Source organism: Mesorhizobium sp. ISC15, from assembly GCF_037162615.1.
GTDB lineage: Bacteria > Pseudomonadota > Alphaproteobacteria > Rhizobiales > Rhizobiaceae > Mesorhizobium > Mesorhizobium mediterraneum.
In genome coordinates this window covers 432,495-451,440 of the sequence record NZ_JAVSPX010000001.1, presented here as the reverse complement: position 1 = coordinate 451,440, position 18,946 = coordinate 432,495, and the positions used below count along the sequence as shown (strand labels likewise).

Here is an 18,946-nt window from a genome sequence, read left to right as displayed (position 1 = left end):
TGCGGCGTTGAACCCATGCTTGACGCGCTTAAAGCGCGTCCCGTTGAAGAGATTCATGCGACACGCTTTAAGTCTTTGTTTCTATGCATGTCGTTACCCCAGAACCGCTGCGCACTTTTGGGCGACATGCATTAGCCTGCTTGCCTGCCTTGCCTGGGCTCAGGCCGCACCACTGGCCGCGCCTGCCGATACCATTGCCGTGGACGTCGAACTGGTGCTGGCGGTCGACATTTCGCACTCGATGGACGAAAGGGAATTCGCCCTGCAGCGCGCCGGCTATGTCGAGGCGCTGCGCCATCCCGACTTCATCAAGGCGGTACGCTCGGGTGTGAAGGGCCGCATCGCGCTCGCCTATTTCGAATGGGCAGGCACCGTCCGCGACGATGCGCTCATTGCCTGGCAGGTCATCGACAACGCCGAGAGCGCCAGCGCTTTTGCCGACAAGATCGAGGCCCGCCCGTTCAGGAGCTTTCGCGGCACCTCGATTTCTGGTGCGCTCGCCTTCGGCGCGAAGCTTCTCGGTGGAACCGCTTTCGACGCGACACGCAGGGTGATCGACATTTCAGGCGATGGCCCCAACAACATCGGCATGCCCGTCACCACGACACGCGACGCCGCGGTGGCAAACGGCATCGTCATCAACGGCCTGCCGATCCTGATCAGCCCATCGCCCAGCTTCAGCCATCTCGACCAATACTATGCCGAGTGCGTTACCGGCGGGCCTGGCTCTTTCGTGCTGCCGGTCTACGCCGCTTCCGAATTCGTGACCGCCATACGCCGCAAGCTGGTCCTAGAGGTAAGCGGTGTTGCCGACCCTTGGGCTGATCCCAAGGCCGGTCCCGGAACGATCCGGATCGGCGCGGCAGCACCAGTCGACTGTTTGCAAGGCGAGCGCGGCCGGCGGTTTTTCTCCGATCCGTATTTTCCGGAACTTGACCGATGAGCCTCTGGTTGGCTCTAGAGCAATTCCAGGAAAAGTGCGGAGCGGCTTTCCGTCCGGAATTGCGTAAAAACAAATACTTAGAGCGGTTCGGCGTTTCCGTGAAACGATGAAGTGCTCTAGGCTGGCCGTGCGCCATATTTGGTGCGGAACTCATCGTAGAGATCACGACGCCAGCGCCGGCCGCCGACATAGCCGCGCAACAGTTGCGGCAGCGAGTAGCCGAGCGCTTTCGACGACCGGTTGGCCAGATAACCGGCAAATGCCTGCGAAATCCTGCCCTTAATCGTATCGGCGATGATCTGCCGTGCGATCATGTAAGGCGGAATGTCGGGATAACGGTCGATGATGTAGGGGTGTTTGCAGATCAGGTTTGCGTAGGCTTCGACATAGCCGTCGCGTTGTCGCGAAATCGAATTCTCCGAATTGTACTTTTTCCAGTCGACCTCTTCGGACAGTTGCGCGCCACTGCGCCCGGCGAAGCGCAACAGCAACTCGCGATCCTGCATCCGTGCTATGTCGCTGTCATAGCCGCCGATCGCCAGCAAGGCCTCTCGCCGGGCGGTAATCGCCGATCCGGCTATGAAGATCGTCTGCGCGACCAACGCCCTTTCCAGCGTGTTCCGTGTCAGGAACGCGCCGCGGTTGATGCATTTGCTGCTGCGGTCGCCCTTCAGGGACACGAACGAACTGATGAGCACTTCAAGCGTCGGATTCTCCTCGAACCACGCCAGTGTCCGCTCCAGCCGGTTCGGCAAGTAGACGTCGTCGGAATCCAGGAATGTCACCACAGGCGCCCGCGCCCGTTCGATGCCGGCATTGCGGGCGGCGTTGGCGCCTCGCCATTTCGCGCCGACATAAATAAGGCGAGGGTCGCGGATGGCAGCCAGCGCCGCTTCCGTGCCATCGGTCGAGCCGTCGTCGACGACAATGTGCTCGAAGCGGGTAAGGTTCTGCGCAAGCACGCTCTCCACGGCGCGCAAGACCGTGCTGCGCCGGTTGTGGGTCGGCGTGATCACCGTGATGAGTGGAGCAGGGTCCATCTCGGGCATGTCGCGTCAGCTACGCCCCGCGTTCCACAGCCATCGAATAGACCGGATGTTCGTTTCCATGCCCGCCCCCAGGATTGAGTTCGATTCGACGCTACAAAAAAGAAGCGATCATGTCATCACAAAGTATTGCGGCGGAACTCGTCGGGCATTGGCGAATTCTTGATGCCACGCTAGAGCCGCTTGGTGGCCGCTTCCTAACCCATTCAAAGAAACGACCGAAACCACGAACGCAGCAGCACCTAACTATGTCCGACATAATCAGGCACGACTTCGATTTCGTCGCCAACGAGACCCGCAGCGAAACTGAGTTGGCCCCAAAACGCCAAGCTGTAGAATGCCAGACCGACAATCAAGGAAAATGGAATTTGCCAAAGCGGCATGCCTGTCTGGCGGGCATGGCCAGTTACGCGTCGCATTGTGCGCCACGACATGGTGAACCATCGGCTGAACGATTTCACGATCCGCTGCGTGCGGCTGGGCGACTTCAGCTCCACAAACTTCCGGTCGGCATCGCGGCCTGTTACCAACGCGCGCCAGAAAAAGAACCGCCAACCACGTGGCGAGTAATGATAGACGCGTGCGTTGACGTTCAGAATCTTGTGGCCTGCACGTCGAAGCTCATGCGTCAGCAGAGTGCAAGAAACCTTGAATCCATTGTGTTTCGCAAAGGGATGGCTGACAATCCAGTCGCGCCGAAAGGCACTGTTATTGGCGTTGATCGCTCGCTTGTTAGCAAATCGTGCATCTGCCTCAGGCATAGGGAAAAACCAAAGCAGCGCGAACGTCCTGGAAAAGAAATCATCGTACGAAAGATATGTATATCCGTTCACGCAAATAATTTCAGGATCTTGAAACGGGTCAAGCAGAGTTGGGAGCCAGCCCGATTCTGCCACGGTATCCGAGTCGATGAAGATGACGATATCTCCATTGGTTGACAGGATGCCGTTGTTCTTGAGGTCGTAATATCGACCGCCTGGGCAAGCGGTGAAGATCAGGTCGGCAACCCGTTCCAACTGCGGCGCTTCAATTGTGATACTGCTACGCAGCGAGGCGGCGTCCTCATCTCGCCCGCCGTGGGAGATGACAACCTGCGGTCTTGCAAGACCAGCTGAGGAAACCACGGCGATTTCTCGAGCCAAGGCAGTCAACCCAACGCCGATCTCGTCCCAGTCGATCGACTTGGCGTTATCCATTTCCACAACGAGTGAATAGGTTGGCTGTCCTTCAACCATCTTTGCACCAAAAATTTACCAGAGGCCAAGCGACTATAGTCGTCGCGGCCCGCGAAGATACTGGTTCCGGTTAGTTATGCAAAGGCACGCCTGCTGATCAAGAAACACCGCAGTCCTCGGAGCGACCTGAGTTCTTGTCCATGTCTTAGCCCGTCGGTAAATCGGCTTGCAAACAGCCTTCGGCACTTCAACCGTCAGAGGGGCCGACGAAGGGGCGAACAACAGCTATCGCTTCAGCAAGAATACCGCTTGCTGGCCAAAGAAATTCCAGAACCACCATGGCATCGAGAGTCCGATTTTCTGACCATTGGCGTCGAGCGCCGTTGCCTTTTCCACCGTTGCGCCGAGCTCATCGCAGAGATTGACGAAGTCTCGGATGGTGCAGAAATGGATGTTGGGGGTGTCGTACCAGGAGTATGGCAGGTCCTTGGTCACCGGCATCCGCCCGTCGAGGAACAGCGAAAGGCGCACCCGCCAGTGGCCGAAATTGGGGAAGGAGACGATGGCGTGCTTGCCGATCCTGAGCAATTCGTCGAGCACCAGCTTCGGGTTGCGGGTTGCCTGCAAGGTCTGCGACAGGACGACGAAATCAAAACCCTTGTCGGGATAGAATTTGAGGTCCTTATCGGCGTCGCCCTGGATGACGGACAGGCCGCGCGCCACGCATTCGTTGACGCCGCGTTGCGACAGTTCCATCCCGCGGCCGTCGACCTGCTTCGTCGCCTGCAGCAATTCGAGCAGCAGACCATCACCGGAGCCGACGTCTAGCACCCGCGCCTGCGCCGGGATGAGACCGGCGACGACTTCGAGGTCGACGCGCTGGGCGTGGTTGACACTCATGATCGTGCCTTTTGGTTAGCGCATGATCCTGATCCGAAAAGTCTGCAACTTTTCGGGGTCATGCGCGAATGCCTCGAGCATGATGCCGATCCGGAAGGCCTGCAATCTTCAGAGGTCATGCGCTGAGCCCCCTGGCGCGGGCCGCCGAGGCGATGAAGCCGTTGATGGCGGCAAACAGCTCCGGCTCGTCGAGCAGGAAGGCGTCGTGGCCGCGGTCGGTCTCGATCTCGACAAAGGACACCGAGGCGCCGGCCGCGTTCAGCGCGTGAACGACCGAGCGGCTCTCCTCAGTCGGGAACAGCCAGTCGCTGGTGAAGGAGACCAGGCAGAAACGGGTCTTGGTGCCGGCAAAGGCGTCGGCCAGCCGGCCGCCATGGTCGGCGGCGAGGTCGAAATAGTCCATCGCCCGGGTCATGTAGAGATAGGAGTTGGCGTCGAAGCGGTCGACGAAGGTCATGCCTTGATGGCGCAGATAGCTCTCGATCTGGAAGTCGGCGTCGAAACCGAAGGTGAGCGCTTTACGATCCTGCAGGTTGCGGCCGAATTTCCGGTGCAGGGCGGCCTCCGACAGATAGGTGATGTGAGCGGCCATGCGCGCCACAGCCAGTCCCTTTTCCGGGCGCTTGCCCTGTTCGAAATATTTGCCGCCATGCCACTCCGGGTCGGCCATCACCGCCTGCCGGCCGACCTCGTGGAAGGCGATGTTCTGCGAGGAATGGCGCGCGCCGGTGGCGATCGGCAGTGCCGAGAAAACGCGCTCCGGGTAGCTCGACGCCCATTGCAGCACCTGCATGCCGCCCATCGAGCCGCCGAGCACCGAGAACAGTTTTTCGATCCCGAAATGGTCGACCAGCATCAACTGCGCCCGCACCATGTCGCGGATGGTGATGATCGGCAGGTCGAGCCCGTAGGGTTTGCCGGTGGCGGGATTGGTCGAGGCGGGGCCGGTGGAGCCGAGGCAGCCGCCGATGACGTTTGAGCAGATGACGAAGAAGCGGCTGGTGTCGATGATCTTGCCGGGGCCGATCAGCACCTCCCACCAGCCCGGCTTGCCGGTCACCGGATTGGTGCTGGCGACATGCTGGTCGCCGGTCAGCGCATGGCAGACGAGGATGGCGTTGGAGCGGGCGTCGTTGAGCGTGCCGTAGGTCTTGTAGGCAATCTGGAACGGTGACAGCAGCGTGCCGGCGTCGAGCTTGAGCGGCTTCTCGGCACCGAAACGCAACACCGGGCTCGACGGCTCGTCGGCCTCGTTGTTGGTTCTTTTAGTGCGCAGCGCGACCATCGCATCCTCTTACATCAACCCATCGCGCTTTTCCGAAAATCGATACCGATTTTCGGGTCGATGCGATTGTCCGGCCGGCTACGGACAACAAAAAAACCGGCATCGCCTTCGCAAAGCCGGTTACAGGATGCAAACGGCCCTTTAGCGAGTTGTTTAACGTGGCTGCAAGCCGACCGGCCAAATCACCACGGGATTTCGCCTTGCTTCTAGGACCGGCGCGCCTCGGCGTCAACGGCCAGTCGCTCACCCATGCCAGTCGTTCACCCATGATAGCCGCCTCTCGACATTCCAGGCCACGGCTTGTATTTCCGCTGCGGCTTCCCCAGGCGGAAGCGTTCTCGACGGATTTTTGCAATATGAAGCAGGCATCGGATCAGGCACGTCCAACGCCCCGCGCGGGGATCATGGACATCGAAGCCTATGTGCCGGGCAAAAGCACGGCGCCGGCCGGCGTTGCCAAGGTCCATAAATTGTCGTCAAACGAGAACCCGCTCGGCCCCTCGCCGAAGGCGATAGAAGCCGCGCGTGACGTCGCAGCCAAACTCGACATGTATCCCGATGGCACCGCCAGGCGCCTGCGGGAGGCGATCGCCGAGGTGCATGGCCTCAACCCTGCGAACATCGTCTGTTCCAACGGTTCCGATGAGATTCTGGGCCTGCTTGCGCAGACCTACCTCGCGCCCGGCGATGAAGCTGTCATCACCGAACACGCCTTCATGGTCTACAAGATCTACATCCAGTCGGCAGGTGCTGTCCCGGTGTCGGTCCAGGAAACCAATGAGCGCGCCGACGTCGATGCGATCCTCGCTGCGGTGACGCCGCGCACCAGGATCATCTTCCTCGCCAATCCCAACAACCCGACCGGCACCTATTTGCCGTTCCAGGAGGTGCGCCGCCTGCATGCCGGCCTGCCTCGAAACGTGCTTCTGGTGCTGGATGGCGCCTATGCCGAATATGTCCGCCGCAACGACTATGAAGCCGGCGTCGAACTGGTGGCTGGCGCGGAAAACGTGGTCATGACCCGCACCTTCTCAAAGCTCGGCCTCGGCGGCGCGCGGATTGGCTGGATGTACGCGCCGATGCATATCATCGACGCGATCAACCGCGTGCGGGGTCCCTTCAACGTCAACGCGACGGCGATCGAGGCCGGCATTGCAGCGATCCGCGATCGTGCCCATGTCGAGCGCAGCGTGGCGCATAACGAGACCTGGCTGTCATGGGTGAGCGAGGAATTGACCAAGCTCGGGCTGCGGGTGACGCCGAGCGTCGGCAATTTCGTCCTCATCCATTTTCCCGAGGACAAAAAACATTCGGCGGCAGCTGCGGACGAATACCTCTCCGCGCGCGGCTACATTTTGCGGCGCGTTTCCGGCTACGGCTTCCCGAATGCACTGCGCATGAGCATCGGCACCGAAGAGGCCAATCGCGGCGTTGTCGCCGCGCTCACGACATTTCTGAAAAGCTGAGACAATGACATCACCGATGTTCGAAAAGATCGCGCTGGTCGGCATCGGCCTGATCGGCTCGTCGCTGGCCCGCGTCATCCACCGCGAAGGTCTTGCCCGCCACGTCGCCATCTCGACACGCAGCGAAACAACGCTGGCGCGGGCAAGCGAGCTCGGTCTCGGCTCCTCCTACACGATGGATGCGAAAGAGGCGGTCCGCGATGCCGACCTGGTTATCGTTTCGGTGCCGGTCGGCTCTTCGGGCGAGGTTGCCGCCGAAATCGCACCCGGGTTGAAGTCAGGCGCCATCCTCACCGATGTCGGCTCGACCAAGGCATCGGTCATTGCGCAGATGCAACCGCATGTGCCTGATGGCGTGCATTTCATCCCCGGCCATCCGTTGGCCGGCACTGAAAAATCGGGCCCGGACGCCGGCTTTGCCGAACTGTTCGAAAACCGCTGGTGCATCTTCACGCCGTTGCCCGGCACGGATCCCGAGGCGCTGGAAAGACTCTCGGAATTCTGGCGCCGCTGCGGCTCCAACATCGACACGATGGATCCCCAGCATCACGACATGACACTGGCCATCGTCTCGCATCTGCCGCACATCATCGCCTACAACATTGTCGGCACCGCCGACGACCTGGAGTCGGTGACGAAATCCGAGGTCATCAAATATTCAGCCTCCGGCTTTCGCGACTTCACGCGCCTTGCCGCTTCCGACCCGACCATGTGGCGGGATGTCTGCCTGCACAACAAGGATGCCATTCTCGAAATGCTGGCGCGGTTCTCGGAGGACCTCGCCTCGCTGCAGCGGGCGATCCGCTGGGGCGACGGCGAAAAGCTGTTCGACCTGTTCACCCGCACTCGCGCCGTCCGTCGCTCGATCATCGAGGCCGGCCAGGACATCGACGTACCGGACTTTGGCCGGCAGGCGGTCGAGCATCCAGCCAAACAGTAGCCTGTCTCGACCGCCAGGCCGTTAGTCCGCCGGCCAGTGAGCCGCCATCATCGCCAGTGTCTCGGGTCTGTCCGGCGCGCCCAACCTGCCGCCGAAGCGCTGGCATTTGAGCGCGGCGGCGGCGCTGGCAAACCGCAACGTCCGTTCGATCGGCATGGCCTCCGCCAGCCCGACGGCGAAGGCGCCGTGAAACACGTCGCCGGCGGCAAGCGTATCCACTGCCTTGATCCTTGGCGCCGCGACATGGCGCACGGACCCTACCGAGCGGTCGAACCACCAGCTTCCCGCAGCGCCGCCCGTCACCGCGACAAATGCATCGGTGCGTCTGGCCAGCGCTTCACAGGCCCTTTGCGGGCCTTGCTCCTCGCCGCAGAGGATGAACGCCGCCGGCTCCGATGCGACGATGTGCGAGGCCAGCGGAAACAGACGTTCCAATATGTCCCGTGGCGCGGTGTCGGCGTCCAGTATGGCCGGACGGCCGATTGCGCGCGCCGCCGCCAGGGCCAAAGCTGCTGCGCCCGGCCAGCGCACATCGACCAGGACGGCGTCGAATGCGGTGAGATCCTGGGTGGGGAGCGTCTCGGGGGCGGCCTGGGCGAGCCTGTCATAGAAAGGAACGATGATCCGCTCGCCATGCGTGTCGACCAAGATGGCCGACAGTGCCGACCGCGCGCCGATGACACGCCGGACAAAGCTGCAATCGACGCCCTCGGCCTCGATCCCGGCGACCAGCTGATCGCCGACAGGGTCGTCACCCGCGCTCGCCCACAGCGATACTTCCGCGCCGAGGCGACGTGCGGCGCACGCCGCGCTCGAAGCCATGCCCGAGGCGATCTGGACGCCGTCGGACGCGATGAACTTGCCCTGACGTGTCGGAAGCGTGTCGACGCGAAGGATCGTATCGAGCGTCAGCGCGCCAACACTTAGGAGCTTCACCGGGCTGTTCATCTGTCTTCCTGTTTGACCATGATCTTTTGCGAACTGTAGGTTCGCAATCATGGTCTAATCGACCGGCTTGATCCTGCCCAGCGGGATAAAGCCGAGCGAGGCCTTGCCCTTGACGATCTTGAGGGGCATCGACGGTTCGTTGCCAAGCAGCGCCAGACCGGCAAAGCCTGTTTTGATCTGGCTCTTCTGCTCGGGAATGGCGGTGCCGAGAATTGCCGCCACGGCTTTCGGGTCGCTAAGCCTAATCATCAGGTCGGCGTCGATCAGCCCATCGGCGCCGACAGACACCGGTCCGGAAACGGTGACGCGCGCGGTCCCCGACGACAGATCGAGCTTGCCGATATCGACCGCCTGGCCGCGCAGGCTCTTTGGCTGCGTCTTGATCAAAGCCACGCCGTTCTTCAGCGTCACGTCGCCGCTGCCGTCGAGCGGCGGCAACACGCGCCCATCGATCGCCCCTGAATCGATTTCGAGATCGGTAAAACTCCCGGCATAGTCGATGTCCTGACCGTTCGGACGCAATTGTCCGGCCGCTGTCCCGGCGCTGAACAGCTCGACCGGGTCAGTGCCATCAGCCGGATCGGTCTGGGCCGACAGGCCCTCGGCCTCCAGTGAAACGCGCCGGGGCAGCGGCCAGGACAGTTTCAGGTTCGCTCGCAGATTATCCCAGTCGATCCACAGCGGCGTCATTCCCGGCGCTGAGGTCCTGAGCGGCCCGCGCAAGTCGGCGCCAGGCGACAGGATTTGGGTGATGTGCGTAACCGCGTTGAGACTGCCGAGCGAGGCGGCGACGTTCCTGGTGTCGTCCTGATAAGCCAGACTGTCGCAGGAAATGGCGAAGCTCGAGGGATAGCCGCTAACCGTGAGATTGGCGCAGTCCGCCTCGATGCCATTGCCGTTGAGCTCGGTGACTGCTTTGGCGGCTGCGCTCTTGACCTTGTCTGCCAGGTAGAACCAGCCGGCGCTGTAGAGGCCGAACAGCACGACGATGAAAGCGCCAAGCCAGAAGAGGCGGCGGCGAAAATTCGGCGGGCGCTCGTCACTTGACGTCATGCTGCGGCTCTCGTTAACGCGTGTTGCAGAGGGGACTGTCGTTTCCGGCAACATCGGGTAGACGGAGACGGATTTTAAAAAACACCGATTCCAGTGCAGTGCTGCAACCAGGCTTGGCGATATGGGCGATTTTTGGGTTTTTGGCTACGGCTCGCTGATCTGGCGGCCGGGATTTGCGCATGTCGAGACGCGGCGCGCCCGCCTTCACGGCTATCGCCGGTCGCTGTGCGTCTACTCCTTCGTGCATCGCGGCACGCGCGAACGGCCCGGCCTGGTGCTCGGCCTCGACCGTGGCGGCTCCTGCATCGGGCTGGCTTTCCGCGTCCCCGGCGATCTGCGCAACGAGGTCATCAGCTATCTGCGCGAGCGCGAGCTGGTCACCAATGTCTATCTCGAGCGCACACTTAGCATTCGGCTCGACGGTGGCGGTATGAACGGGGGCGATACGAACGGCGGCGAGACGGTCTCGGCGGTCGCCTATGTCGTCGACCGTGCCCACGAGCAATATGCCGGCGCGCTCGATGCGGCTGATGCGGCGACCGTCGTTTCCGGCGCCGTCGGCCAGTCGGGAAAGAACGAGGATTATGTGCTCAGCACGCTGGAGCACCTCGAGGCGTTGGGGATCCGCGACCACTGGCTGGAAGAGGTGGCGAAACGGATCGGGTCGTGATCGCTTTCGCTGTTGACCATGATCTTTTCCGAAAACCGGTTCCCACTTTTTGCTTCGCTGACCTTCGGTTCGGGTGATGGTCAGGGCTACATCCTGAAAATCTGTTTTCCGAGATCGGCGCGATCCAGGCTGTTTGTCACGGCGAGCTCGAACTCCGACAGCGGATGGATGCCGCCGACAGGGACATGGAAATCGGGTTGGCCGAAGGTATCGACAATCTCGTGCAACACTGGCCGGTCGGCTTCGACAGGCGGCGAAAAGAAGTAGCGGTAGATATTTGCCCTGATCTCGACGCCGCTCAGCAGCACGTCGAAATTGTGCAGTTCGAAACGCTCGGCGCTCATGCCGCCATTGATGACCATCTGCCCGCCCAGCGCGAGGGCGCGGATCAATTCGCCACTGACGGGTCCGCCGACATTATCGATGATCCCGTTCAGCCCCGCGCCGGCCGTGATTTCCATGACCGTCTCTCTGATGCCGGCCTCCAGGTCCGAAAGATCAAGGATGGCCGTGGCACCAAGCCGCTTCAGGTCCAGCCTGTCGTGGGAGCGTCGCACAAGCGCGATCACCTTGATGCCGCGCCGTTGGGCGAACTGCATCACCATCGTCGAAACCGATGAATAGCCGGCCGTGACGGCCAGCCACTGTCCAGGCTGCACGCGGGAGTCCGCCAAGAGGTCCCAGGCGGTGATGGGATTCACCATCTGCCCGGCGCGTTCGAGCGGATAGTCGGCGGGCAGCGGGATCAGCCATTCGGCCGGAACGGCCGCATATTCGGCCCAGCTGTCGTAGTAGCTGAACGCGACAAGCGTGCCCGGTTTCAAAGCGACGTTCGCGCCAACGGCCTCGACAACGCCGGCGCCATGGTTTCCGGCCACCTGCCGGGGGAAATGCGGCTTCTTCGGTTCGGGGTAGAGGTTCTGGATGAACAGGAAGTCGCCAGGGTTGACCGAGGCGGAGACCATCTTGACCAGCACCTCGCCGTCGCCAATTCGCGGCATGGGCAGGTCGCCGAGATAGAGCACGTCCCGCGGCGAGCCGATTGCGTCGAATACAATTGCTTTCATCTTGGTCTCCAGTAACGGCGGATCTGGGGCTAGCAGCCTGGACGTCACCAGATTGCAGCACCGGTGTTTGCATCGGTGTCGCGGAACCTAAGGTCGCTGGCAAAAATCGGAATTGGCAGATTTGACAATCTATATGCTAAACTTGCCATAGCTGTTCAAAGGAGGCATCTTGGACAACCGCCCCCTCCATGCCGTGATCTGGCTGCCGTCGACCTTCTATTCGGCCGTCGCCGCGACACTTGTCGAAATGTTCGAGCTGGTGAACACCATTCGCGGCGCGCCGGCGATTTCCTTCGAATTCGTGGCGCGGCAGGCTGACGCCACGACGACGCCTGGGATCTCCTTTCACACCAGACGCGAGCCCTCGCAGCGCATGGACCTGCTGATCCTGCTGGCCATGCCCGGCATGCAAATCCCGGAGCTTGTTGCCGCGTTGGAGGAAGAGAGCCGGCACGCGGCACCGCTTATCGCAAGCGCGCAGCGCGACGGCGCCATCATCGCCGCGCATTGCGGGGCCGGTTATTTCCTGGCAGACGCCGGTCTTCTCGACCGAAAGCGCGCGACGATCTCCTGGTGGCTGAAGGCCGATGCCCAGCGCCGCTTTCCAAAAGTGCGTTGGGACGCTTCACGTGTGCTGATTGGGGGTGGACGGATCTACACTTGCGGTGGCGGTTTTTCGGGCCTGGAGCTCGGCAAGGCGCTTCTGCGGGACCTTGGCTTCGCCAGGGAGGAGCGCCTGGTTCGCAAATTGCTGGTGCTGCCGCCGTCGCGGCAGATCCAGACACCCTACGAGTTCCCGCTCACCGATCTGTTGCCTTCGCAAGAGCCATTCCGCGACCGGCTCGAAGCCTTGTCCAGAAAACAGCTCGGAGCGCTCGACCTTGCCTTCCTTGGAGCGCAACTCGGTCTATCGCCGCGAACGCTGGCGCGCCGGTTTTCCGATGAATTGCACACCACGCCCGGCCGATGGGTCCAGGACCGGCGCCTTGAGGCCGCGAAAACACTTCTTGAAAGCACCAAGCTCGGCATCGCGGAGATATGTTACCAGGTTGGATACCAGGATACGGCCTCATTCAGCCGGCTTTTCAACCGCGTGGTCGGACTGCCGCCTGGTGAATACCGGCGCCAGAGCCAGTAGGTCACCGGCCGAACATCGGCGCGGCGGATCGCGCCTTTGTGAAGCGCTGGCCAGTGGAAAAGACGGACGGCCCTTTGACGTCTGTGCCGCACGCCATAGGTTAAGCCCGTCATGGGCTTTCGCCCATTCTTTCCATTCCCCAGGAGATCAGTCTTGCAGAAACGTCGTCTCGGTCAAACCGACCTGTCCATCGCGCCGCTGGTTCTGGGCGGCAATGTCTTCGGCTGGACCGCCGACGAGAAAACCTCTTTCGACCTGCTCGACCGCTTCGTCGGCGCCGGCCTCAACGCCATCGACACCGCCGATTCCTATTCGCGCTGGGTTCCCGGCAACAAGGGCGGCGAATCCGAAACGATCATCGGCAAATGGATGAAGAGCCGCGGCAACCGCGATGAAGTCGTGGTGATCACGAAAGTCGGATCGGATATGGGGCAGGGCAGGAAAGACCTCTCCGCCGCCTATATCGAAAAGGCCATCGATGCGTCGCTGACGCGGCTGCAGACCGATGTCGTCGATCTCTATCTGTCTCACTGGCCGGACCCAACCACCCCCTACGAGGAAACGCTCGGCGCCTACGAAAAGCTGCTCGCCAAGGGCAAGGTCCGCCACGTCGGCGCCTCCAATCTCGATGCCGGTCAGTTGCGCGCCGCGCTCGACGTGGCAAGCTTGCGGGGCCTGCCGCGCTATGCTGTGCTGCAGCCGGAGTACAATCTCTACGATCGCGCCGCCTTCGATGGGCCGCTCCGCGATCTATGCATGGCCGAGGATATCGGCGTCATCACCTATTTCAGCCTCGCCAAGGGGTTTTTGAGCGGCAAGTACCGCAGCGAAGCCGATCTCGGCAAAAGCGCGCGTGGCGACGGCGTGAAGGGCTACCTCAACGCACGCGGCATGCGCATCCTGGCGGCACTCGACGCGGTGTCGGCGCGTCACGCGGCCAAGCAGGCGGAAGTGGCGCTCGCCTGGGTGACCGCGCGGCCCGGCGTCACGGCGCCGATCGCCAGCGCCACGAAGCCGGATCAGGTCGACAGCTTCGCCCGCGCCGCATCGTTGAATCTCAGTTCGGACGATATCGCCGAGCTCGACAGCGCGAGCGCATAGACGCTAGCGCGAAGCGGCGGCTTGCTCAAACCGCAGCCAAGGACCGTGCACGGCTGCGCCGGAAGACTCCCCTGCACGATCGTTCAAGACGACTTGGTCTGCCCTGCCATACCATCGGTCGCATCGCGTCGGGATACTGGTATACAGATGGCCAAACAGGTCTTTTCCCATCCGGAACTATGGCAGCAATTGCTCGCGCTCATCCTGGCATCGGCGGTCGTGATGGGCAGCCCGGGGCCGGCGACGATAAGCGTCACCGCCGTTGGCGCGGCCTTCGGTCTGCGCGATTCGCTCCGCTACGCCTCGGGCATCATCCTTGGCACGGTCGCAGTGCTTTTGGTCGTGGCGACGGGCATCACGGCGATGCTTGCCTCTGTGCCGAGGCTCACACCGCTTTTGGCGGTGGCATCCGCAGCCTACATCCTCTACCTCGCCTTCAAGATAGCAACGGCTCCGCCTCTGGCTGCGCGTACCGGCGGGGCGGCAGTTCCCACCTTCCTGGGCGGCTTTCTTCTGGCCGTCGCCAACCCGAAAGCCTATGTGGCGATTGCCGCCGTGTTCGCCGGCACGTCGTCCGCCGGTGAGCTCGATGCAGGGCTCAAGCTGGCGGTCCTCGTCTCGATGATCGTCGCCATCCATGTCATTTGGCTTCTCGCCGGTGCCGCGTTTGCGCGCTTTCTGCGCAAACCGCTGGCCTCGCGGATCATCAATCTGACGTTTGCGGCGACACTGGTTCTGACCACGGCGCTGGCTGTGATTCCCTAGGGACTTGCCGGTCAGACGGGCGGCTCAGGCCGGGTTGTCGGGGCCAATTCCCTCAGCCGCTTCACCGCCGTCGGTGGCATGGGCGGCGGGTTCGGCGCACGGGACGCATCGACGAGCAGCTGGTCGCAGGCGGCTTCCGTCTCGCCGATCAGCCGTTCCATGAATTCCTGCTTGTCCAACCCCGGCGGGATCGGCGGCAGGAAGCGGGCCTTGATCGTGCCGGGATAGCGCAGGAATTTCCGCCGCGGCCAGTAGAGGCCGGCGACATGGGCGACCGGCACCACCGGAATGCCAAGCTGCGCATAGATCTCGACGATGCCATATTTGTAGGCCGGCTCGTCGCCCGGCGCCCGGCGTGTGCCCTCGGGATAGATGATCAGCTGGCGGGGATTGCGCGCCAGCTCCTGTTTGGTCGCGGCGACCACCGCTTTCAACGCCTTCGAGCGGCTGCCGCGATCGACCGGGATCATCCGCATTTTCAGGATGTACCAGCCGAAGAACGGGATCCAGGTCAGTTCCCGTTTCAGGATGTAGATCGGATCCTGCAGGAAGGGGAAGAAGGCGATCGCATCCCAGAAGGATTGATGCTTGGGCGCCAGGATGAAGGAACCCTCGGGCAGGTTTTCCTGGCCGGTGATCTCGCTCTTGGTGCCGGCGATCTTGTCGTAGAGCCACATGCTGGTGCGCGACCAGAATTTCGGCACGAACCAGGCGCGGTGGCGCGGCGACAGGAAATAGTACGGAGTCCAGATGATCATCTGGACGATCAGATTGAGGTAGAAGACGAGGTTGAACGCCAGCGAGCGGATATGGAGCATGTGGGAAGTGCCCGGTGAGGAAGTGTGCGTTGGTTACACCAAGCGCCGGGAAAAAGGAAACGGTGCGATGGCCCCCGTTCGTCAGGCCTGCCACGTCGCCTGCACGAGCCGCGTCTTCAGGCGTGGGGCGGCGAAGTCGAGGAACGCACGCAGTTTCACCGGCAGCAGACCTTGGCCGGCATGCACGAGGCTGACCGGCCATGGCTGCGGCTCGAATGCCTCCAGCACGGTGCGGAGTGTGCCGGACCGCACCGCAGCAGTGATCTGATAGGAAAGCACCCTCGTTATGCCGACGCCGGCAATCGCGGCATCGATCGCCGCTTCCGCGGTGTTGACCCGAAGCCGTGAGCGGATCGGAACAGGGAGTTCGGTCTTGCCGGTGGCAAAGGTCCACGTGGCGGGAGCGGTGAGCCCCTCGAAGGTGATGCAGCTGTGTGACGCAAGGTCTTTCGGGGTCTCCGGCGTGCCGTGCTCGGCCAGATAGGCCGTGCTCGCACAAACAACACGCCGGATCGAGCCGATGCGGGTGGCCACCAGGCTCGAGTCGGGAAGCTCGCCGATGCGGACGGCGAGATCGATGTGCTCCTCGGTCAACTGGGTTATCCGGTCCGCGAGCATCAGGCGGATAGCCACGTCGGGGTAGGCGGCGAGGAAGCCGGTGACGACCGGCAGCACATGCAGGCGGCCAAAGACGATCGGTGCGGTGATGATCAGTTCGCCCGTCGGGGCGCTGTATTCGCCGGCGGCGGTACGCTCGGCCTCGCCGACCTCATCGAGAATGCGATGGCAGGCAGCGAGGTAGGCGTGACCCGCGTCGGTCAGCGTCAGCTGCCGCGTCGAGCGGTTCAGGAGACGCGTCTTTAGATGCCGCTCCAGGTCGGAGACCTTGCGGCTGACCGTTGCAAGGGGAATGCCGAAACGGCGTCCGGCGGCCGAAAGGCTGCCGGCCTCCACCGCGGCGACGAAAAGCGACATGGCCTCGAGACGATCCATACTTCTCCCGAAAAATGGAAGGATCAATTGCAAATATGCCAGCTACATCCAAAACATGGAAGGGGCCATGTTTGACGGCGAAGCTGATCAACGAGAAGGAATGCCGATGCCCCGTATCCCTACACCCGCGTCCATAGAGGCCGCGCCTGCTGCGTCGCGGCCGATGCTGCATGCCGTCGAGAAGCAACTCGGCGTCGTCCCAAACCTCTTCAGGCTCGTTTCCAATAGCCCGGCTGCGCTTGAAGGCTATCTCGGTCTGTCCGGAGCGCTTGCCAAGGGCCGCCTGCCCGCGCCGACGCGCGAGCGCATCGCTCTGGCGGTCGCCGAGATCAATGGCTGCAGCTACTGCCTTTCCGCCCATACCTATCTCGGCAAGAACCTCGCCAAGCTTGACGATGCCGAGATGGTCGCCAATCGTGCGGGCGGGTCCAACGATCCCAAGGCCGCCGCGGCCGTGCTTTTCGCCGCCAAGATTGCGCGCGACCGCGGCCATATCGGTGACGAGGATCTCAGCGCCGTCAGGCTCGCAGGCTACGACGATGCGCAGATCATCGAGATCGTCCAGCATGTCGCTCTCAATGTCTGGACCAACTATGTCAATGAGGTTGCCAGGACGGAGATCGACTTTCCGGTCGTTTCTGTCCGCAAGGCAGCCTGAATTTCAGCGACCAGTGTGTCGGTTTTGGAAAATCCGATGCTCAAACAAAAGAGATAGAGCGGCGGTACGGTTCGACTTGAAAGCCCGCCGCTCTAGCCCCCATCACAAGGAGTTCCCATGTCTGAAAGCCGCCCGCCGCTCCCGCCATTCACCGCCGAGACTGCCGCACAGAAGGCACGCATGGCGGAGGATGCGTGGAACTCCCGTGATCCGACACGGGTCGCGCTTGCGTACACAATCGACAGCCGCTGGCGCAATCGGGCCGAATTCCTGCAAGGGCGCGACGCCATCCAGACCTTCCTCACACGCAAATGGGATCGCGAACGCGACTACCGGCTCATCAAGGAGGTCTGGGCGTTCCGCGACAATCGTATCGCCGTGCGTTTCGCTTATGAATGGCACGACGACAGCGGCTCGTGGTTTCGAAGCTACGGCAATGAGAACTGGGAGTTCGATGAACATGGATTGATGCGCTTGCGCATCGCCAGCATCAACGACCTGCCGATCCACGAGGCCGACCGCAAATATCATTGGCCGCTTGGCCGCCGGCCGGACGATCATCCCTCTCTGTCGGAGCTCGGCCTTTGAAGGAGGCTTTTCCATGAATGCTCACGTCTTCACCAGCGATGTCGCCTTTACGCCAACCGTCAAGGCGATCCAGGCCCGCAAAGGCTCACGTGATGCCTATGCCCGCGTCGAGGAGCGCGGCGGCTGGCAAGCTGATATCACGCCCGATCTCGCCGCCTTTATCGAGGCGCAGACCAGCATCTTCCTGTCGACGGCCAATGGTGACGGCCAGCCCTACATCCAGCATCGCGGCGGGCCGGCCGGCTTCCTCAAGGTGCTCGACGAGCGGACGATCGGGTTCACGGATTTCTCCGGCAACAGGCAATTCATCACCCAGGGCAATCTGGACGACAACCCCCGCGCTTTTCTGTTCCTGATCGACTATGCCCACCGGCAGCGCATCAAGATCTGGGGCAGTGCGCGCGTCGTCGAGGACGACGCCGACCTGATGGCGAAGCTGATGCCGGAAGGCTACAAGGCGCGCCCCGAGCAAATCATACTGTTCACGGTTTCGGCCTGGGATTCCAATTGCCCGCAGCACATCCCACAGCGTTTCGAAGCGGCCGATGTGGCGGCGGCGCTGGCCGAACGGGACAATCGTATCGAACGTCTCGAACAGGAGATCGCGCGCCTGCGCGGAGCCTCTAGCGCCAAGGAATGATACCGCTGCCGGTTTCAGATCGGCTCAGCAGCCTCGGCCAGCGCGATGCCGGTTGGCGTTGGCTTCACCGGCACGATGCCCCGCGCCAGCGCCAGCAGATATTTGTTGTATTCGGTGAACAGCACGCGCAGCGCCCTGGGCTTGGTCAGCCAGCCGCCATTGCCAAGATTGCTGTTGACCACCGGATAGGGTTCGAGCTTGGCCTTGTGCAGCAGCCGGCCCATTTCCAGCAGGCTGCGCGGCATGTGATAGTTGTTGGTGACGAGGATCACGGTGCCATAGGCGTGGTCCTCAACCCATTTGGCGCTTTCCTCGGCATTGCCGATCGTGTCGAGCGCGGCGCGGTCGATGTCGACGCAGCAGGAAAACAGTTTCTTGTCGCCACGGGTCGCGACCTGAAGCTGGCGGCGGCTGGCGGAAGGATGCACGCCGCTGATCAGCAGCCGCTCGCCCTTGCCGGACGCAAGCAGACCCATGGCGGCGTCGAGACGCGAATGGCCGCCGGTCAGCACGATGATGGCATCGGCTTTTGCCGGATTGGTAGGCGTCGCGAGACGGCTGACAGTGTTGGCGAACCAGCCGAAGCCGCCGGCAAACAGCGTTGCCAGCACGAGCAGAAAGAAAGCGGAGATGCGAAACGCGCCCGCCAATCGGCTGGGCTTGGCGCGCTCACGGGAACGCGTAATCACCAAGGGCAACTGTCCAGCCATTCCGCTCGAGTCGCGCGCGTCCATCATCTTATCGTTAACCCT

The 18,946-nt window shown here is 62.2% G+C and carries 20 protein-coding genes and 1 riboswitch; of the genes, 10 read left to right on the top strand and 10 right to left on the bottom strand.

Translation table 11 applies throughout. From position 1 onward, the window contains the following. The first annotated feature begins 130 nt into the window (after positions 1 to 130). Positions 131 to 943: a DUF1194 domain-containing protein gene (locus RPG13_RS02250; protein WP_292714194.1), complete on the top strand. Its 813-nt coding sequence runs from the start codon at positions 131 to 133 to the stop codon at positions 941 to 943. Between the two features lie 116 nt (positions 944 to 1,059). On the opposite strand, the gene RPG13_RS02245 is transcribed toward RPG13_RS02250, so the two are convergent. The 4 genes from RPG13_RS02245 to metX form a co-directional block, all read right to left on the bottom strand. Further along, positions 1,060 to 1,992, bottom strand: coding sequence for a glycosyltransferase family 2 protein (locus tag RPG13_RS02245; RefSeq protein ID WP_095485944.1), 933 nt, complete (start codon positions 1,990 to 1,992; stop codon positions 1,060 to 1,062). A 239-nt stretch (positions 1,993 to 2,231) separates the two neighbouring features. Continuing rightward, positions 2,232 to 3,224 carry a glycosyltransferase gene (locus RPG13_RS02240; RefSeq protein ID WP_292714131.1) on the bottom strand — a complete coding sequence of 331 codons (993 nt, stop codon included), beginning with the start codon at positions 3,222 to 3,224 and terminating at the stop codon, positions 2,232 to 2,234. Between the two features lie 225 nt (positions 3,225 to 3,449). Continuing rightward, positions 3,450 to 4,064 (bottom strand): methionine biosynthesis protein MetW, encoded by a 615-nt coding sequence (metW, locus tag RPG13_RS02235; RefSeq protein ID WP_127288532.1) that lies wholly within the window; start codon positions 4,062 to 4,064, stop codon positions 3,450 to 3,452. A gap of 115 nt (positions 4,065 to 4,179) precedes the next feature. Then, complete coding sequence (metX, locus tag RPG13_RS02230) at positions 4,180 to 5,349, bottom strand: homoserine O-acetyltransferase MetX (RefSeq protein ID WP_337124323.1); 1,170 nt, start codon at positions 5,347 to 5,349, stop codon at positions 4,180 to 4,182. A 121-nt stretch (positions 5,350 to 5,470) separates the two neighbouring features. Continuing rightward, positions 5,471 to 5,548: riboswitch (SAM riboswitch) on the bottom strand. 157 nt (positions 5,549 to 5,705) lie between these two features. Here metX and hisC point away from each other — a divergent pair. Together hisC and RPG13_RS02220 are read left to right on the top strand one after the other, a co-directional pair. Then, a complete protein-coding gene (gene hisC, locus RPG13_RS02225; protein ID WP_292714136.1) occupies positions 5,706 to 6,815 on the top strand; it encodes a histidinol-phosphate transaminase in 1,110 nt (369 codons plus the stop codon). Between the two features lie 4 nt (positions 6,816 to 6,819). Continuing rightward, the gene (locus RPG13_RS02220; protein ID WP_292714138.1) at positions 6,820 to 7,755 is read left to right on the top strand and encodes a prephenate/arogenate dehydrogenase family protein; all 936 of its coding nucleotides are present in this window, start codon (positions 6,820 to 6,822) and stop codon (positions 7,753 to 7,755) included. A gap of 21 nt (positions 7,756 to 7,776) precedes the next feature. Here RPG13_RS02220 and RPG13_RS02215 read toward each other — a convergent pair whose 3' ends face one another. Beyond that, complete coding sequence (locus tag RPG13_RS02215; RefSeq protein ID WP_337124322.1) at positions 7,777 to 8,703, bottom strand: sugar kinase; 927 nt, start codon at positions 8,701 to 8,703, stop codon at positions 7,777 to 7,779. Between the two features lie 54 nt (positions 8,704 to 8,757). Continuing rightward, complete coding sequence (locus tag RPG13_RS02210) at positions 8,758 to 9,756, bottom strand: DUF2125 domain-containing protein (RefSeq protein ID WP_337124321.1); 999 nt, start codon at positions 9,754 to 9,756, stop codon at positions 8,758 to 8,760. 121 nt (positions 9,757 to 9,877) lie between these two features. Between RPG13_RS02210 and RPG13_RS02205 the strand changes: the two genes are divergently transcribed. Then, positions 9,878 to 10,426: a gamma-glutamylcyclotransferase gene (locus RPG13_RS02205; RefSeq protein WP_126104730.1), complete on the top strand. Its 549-nt coding sequence runs from the start codon at positions 9,878 to 9,880 to the stop codon at positions 10,424 to 10,426. Positions 10,427 to 10,512: 86 nt separating this feature from the next. Here RPG13_RS02205 and RPG13_RS02200 read toward each other — a convergent pair whose 3' ends face one another. Further along, the gene (locus RPG13_RS02200; RefSeq protein WP_337124320.1) at positions 10,513 to 11,493 is read right to left on the bottom strand and encodes a quinone oxidoreductase family protein; all 981 of its coding nucleotides are present in this window, start codon (positions 11,491 to 11,493) and stop codon (positions 10,513 to 10,515) included. Between the two features lie 169 nt (positions 11,494 to 11,662). Between RPG13_RS02200 and RPG13_RS02195 the strand changes: the two genes are divergently transcribed. From RPG13_RS02195 to RPG13_RS02185, 3 genes are all read left to right on the top strand, one after another. Then, positions 11,663 to 12,631, top strand: a complete 969-nt coding sequence (locus RPG13_RS02195; RefSeq protein WP_292714150.1) for a GlxA family transcriptional regulator — start codon at positions 11,663 to 11,665, stop codon at positions 12,629 to 12,631. 153 nt (positions 12,632 to 12,784) lie between these two features. Next, positions 12,785 to 13,732, top strand: a complete 948-nt coding sequence (locus RPG13_RS02190; protein ID WP_337124319.1) for an aldo/keto reductase — start codon at positions 12,785 to 12,787, stop codon at positions 13,730 to 13,732. 147 nt (positions 13,733 to 13,879) lie between these two features. Then, complete coding sequence (locus RPG13_RS02185) at positions 13,880 to 14,497, top strand: LysE family translocator (protein WP_292622392.1); 618 nt, start codon at positions 13,880 to 13,882, stop codon at positions 14,495 to 14,497. A gap of 11 nt (positions 14,498 to 14,508) precedes the next feature. On the opposite strand, the gene RPG13_RS02180 is transcribed toward RPG13_RS02185, so the two are convergent. Both RPG13_RS02180 and RPG13_RS02175 read right to left on the bottom strand, forming a co-directional pair. Then, on the bottom strand, positions 14,509 to 15,315 hold the full coding sequence (locus RPG13_RS02180; protein WP_292648865.1) for a lysophospholipid acyltransferase family protein: 807 nt from the start codon (positions 15,313 to 15,315) through the stop codon (positions 14,509 to 14,511). 81 nt (positions 15,316 to 15,396) lie between these two features. Further along, positions 15,397 to 16,308, bottom strand: coding sequence for a LysR family transcriptional regulator (locus RPG13_RS02175; protein WP_292648868.1), 912 nt, complete (start codon positions 16,306 to 16,308; stop codon positions 15,397 to 15,399). Positions 16,309 to 16,414: 106 nt separating this feature from the next. On the opposite strand from RPG13_RS02175, the gene RPG13_RS02170 reads away from it, so the two are divergent. From RPG13_RS02170 to RPG13_RS02160, 3 genes are all read left to right on the top strand, one after another. Continuing rightward, positions 16,415 to 16,966, top strand: coding sequence for a carboxymuconolactone decarboxylase family protein (locus RPG13_RS02170; protein WP_095486032.1), 552 nt, complete (start codon positions 16,415 to 16,417; stop codon positions 16,964 to 16,966). 117 nt (positions 16,967 to 17,083) lie between these two features. Next, complete coding sequence (locus RPG13_RS02165) at positions 17,084 to 17,554, top strand: nuclear transport factor 2 family protein (protein WP_126104737.1); 471 nt, start codon at positions 17,084 to 17,086, stop codon at positions 17,552 to 17,554. Positions 17,555 to 17,567: 13 nt separating this feature from the next. Next, a complete protein-coding gene (locus tag RPG13_RS02160) occupies positions 17,568 to 18,194 on the top strand; it encodes a pyridoxamine 5'-phosphate oxidase family protein (protein ID WP_127288542.1) in 627 nt (208 codons plus the stop codon). A gap of 14 nt (positions 18,195 to 18,208) precedes the next feature. Here RPG13_RS02160 and RPG13_RS02155 read toward each other — a convergent pair whose 3' ends face one another. Next, complete coding sequence (locus tag RPG13_RS02155; RefSeq protein WP_095485962.1) at positions 18,209 to 18,931, bottom strand: YdcF family protein; 723 nt, start codon at positions 18,929 to 18,931, stop codon at positions 18,209 to 18,211. Positions 18,932 to 18,946 lie beyond the last annotated feature (15 nt).

Excerpts from the sequence above, each read along its gene's own strand:
- RPG13_RS02210 (WP_337124321.1), bottom strand. The coding sequence starts at position 9,756 with ATGACGTCAAGTGACGAGCGCCCGCCGAATTTTCGCCGCCGCCTCTTC.
- RPG13_RS02215 (WP_337124322.1), bottom strand. The coding sequence starts at position 8,703 with ATGAACAGCCCGGTGAAGCTCCTAAGTGTTGGCGCGCTGACGCTCGAT.
- RPG13_RS02200 (WP_337124320.1), bottom strand. The coding sequence starts at position 11,493 with ATGAAAGCAATTGTATTCGACGCAATCGGCTCGCCGCGGGACGTGCTC.
- metX (WP_337124323.1), bottom strand. The coding sequence starts at position 5,349 with ATGGTCGCGCTGCGCACTAAAAGAACCAACAACGAGGCCGACGAGCCG.
- RPG13_RS02165 (WP_126104737.1), top strand. The coding sequence starts at position 17,084 with ATGTCTGAAAGCCGCCCGCCGCTCCCGCCATTCACCGCCGAGACTGCC.
- RPG13_RS02220 (WP_292714138.1), top strand. The coding sequence starts at position 6,820 with ATGACATCACCGATGTTCGAAAAGATCGCGCTGGTCGGCATCGGCCTG.
- RPG13_RS02205 (WP_126104730.1), top strand. The coding sequence starts at position 9,878 with ATGGGCGATTTTTGGGTTTTTGGCTACGGCTCGCTGATCTGGCGGCCG.
- RPG13_RS02240 (WP_292714131.1), bottom strand. The coding sequence starts at position 3,224 with ATGGTTGAAGGACAGCCAACCTATTCACTCGTTGTGGAAATGGATAAC.
- RPG13_RS02175 (WP_292648868.1), bottom strand. The coding sequence starts at position 16,308 with ATGGATCGTCTCGAGGCCATGTCGCTTTTCGTCGCCGCGGTGGAGGCC.
- RPG13_RS02180 (WP_292648865.1), bottom strand. The coding sequence starts at position 15,315 with ATGCTCCATATCCGCTCGCTGGCGTTCAACCTCGTCTTCTACCTCAAT.
- RPG13_RS02155 (WP_095485962.1), bottom strand. The coding sequence starts at position 18,931 with ATGATGGACGCGCGCGACTCGAGCGGAATGGCTGGACAGTTGCCCTTG.
- RPG13_RS02160 (WP_127288542.1), top strand. The coding sequence starts at position 17,568 with ATGAATGCTCACGTCTTCACCAGCGATGTCGCCTTTACGCCAACCGTC.
- hisC (WP_292714136.1), top strand. The coding sequence starts at position 5,706 with ATGAAGCAGGCATCGGATCAGGCACGTCCAACGCCCCGCGCGGGGATC.
- RPG13_RS02170 (WP_095486032.1), top strand. The coding sequence starts at position 16,415 with ATGCCCCGTATCCCTACACCCGCGTCCATAGAGGCCGCGCCTGCTGCG.
- RPG13_RS02245 (WP_095485944.1), bottom strand. The coding sequence starts at position 1,992 with ATGCCCGAGATGGACCCTGCTCCACTCATCACGGTGATCACGCCGACC.
- metW (WP_127288532.1), bottom strand. The coding sequence starts at position 4,064 with ATGAGTGTCAACCACGCCCAGCGCGTCGACCTCGAAGTCGTCGCCGGT.
- RPG13_RS02185 (WP_292622392.1), top strand. The coding sequence starts at position 13,880 with ATGGCCAAACAGGTCTTTTCCCATCCGGAACTATGGCAGCAATTGCTC.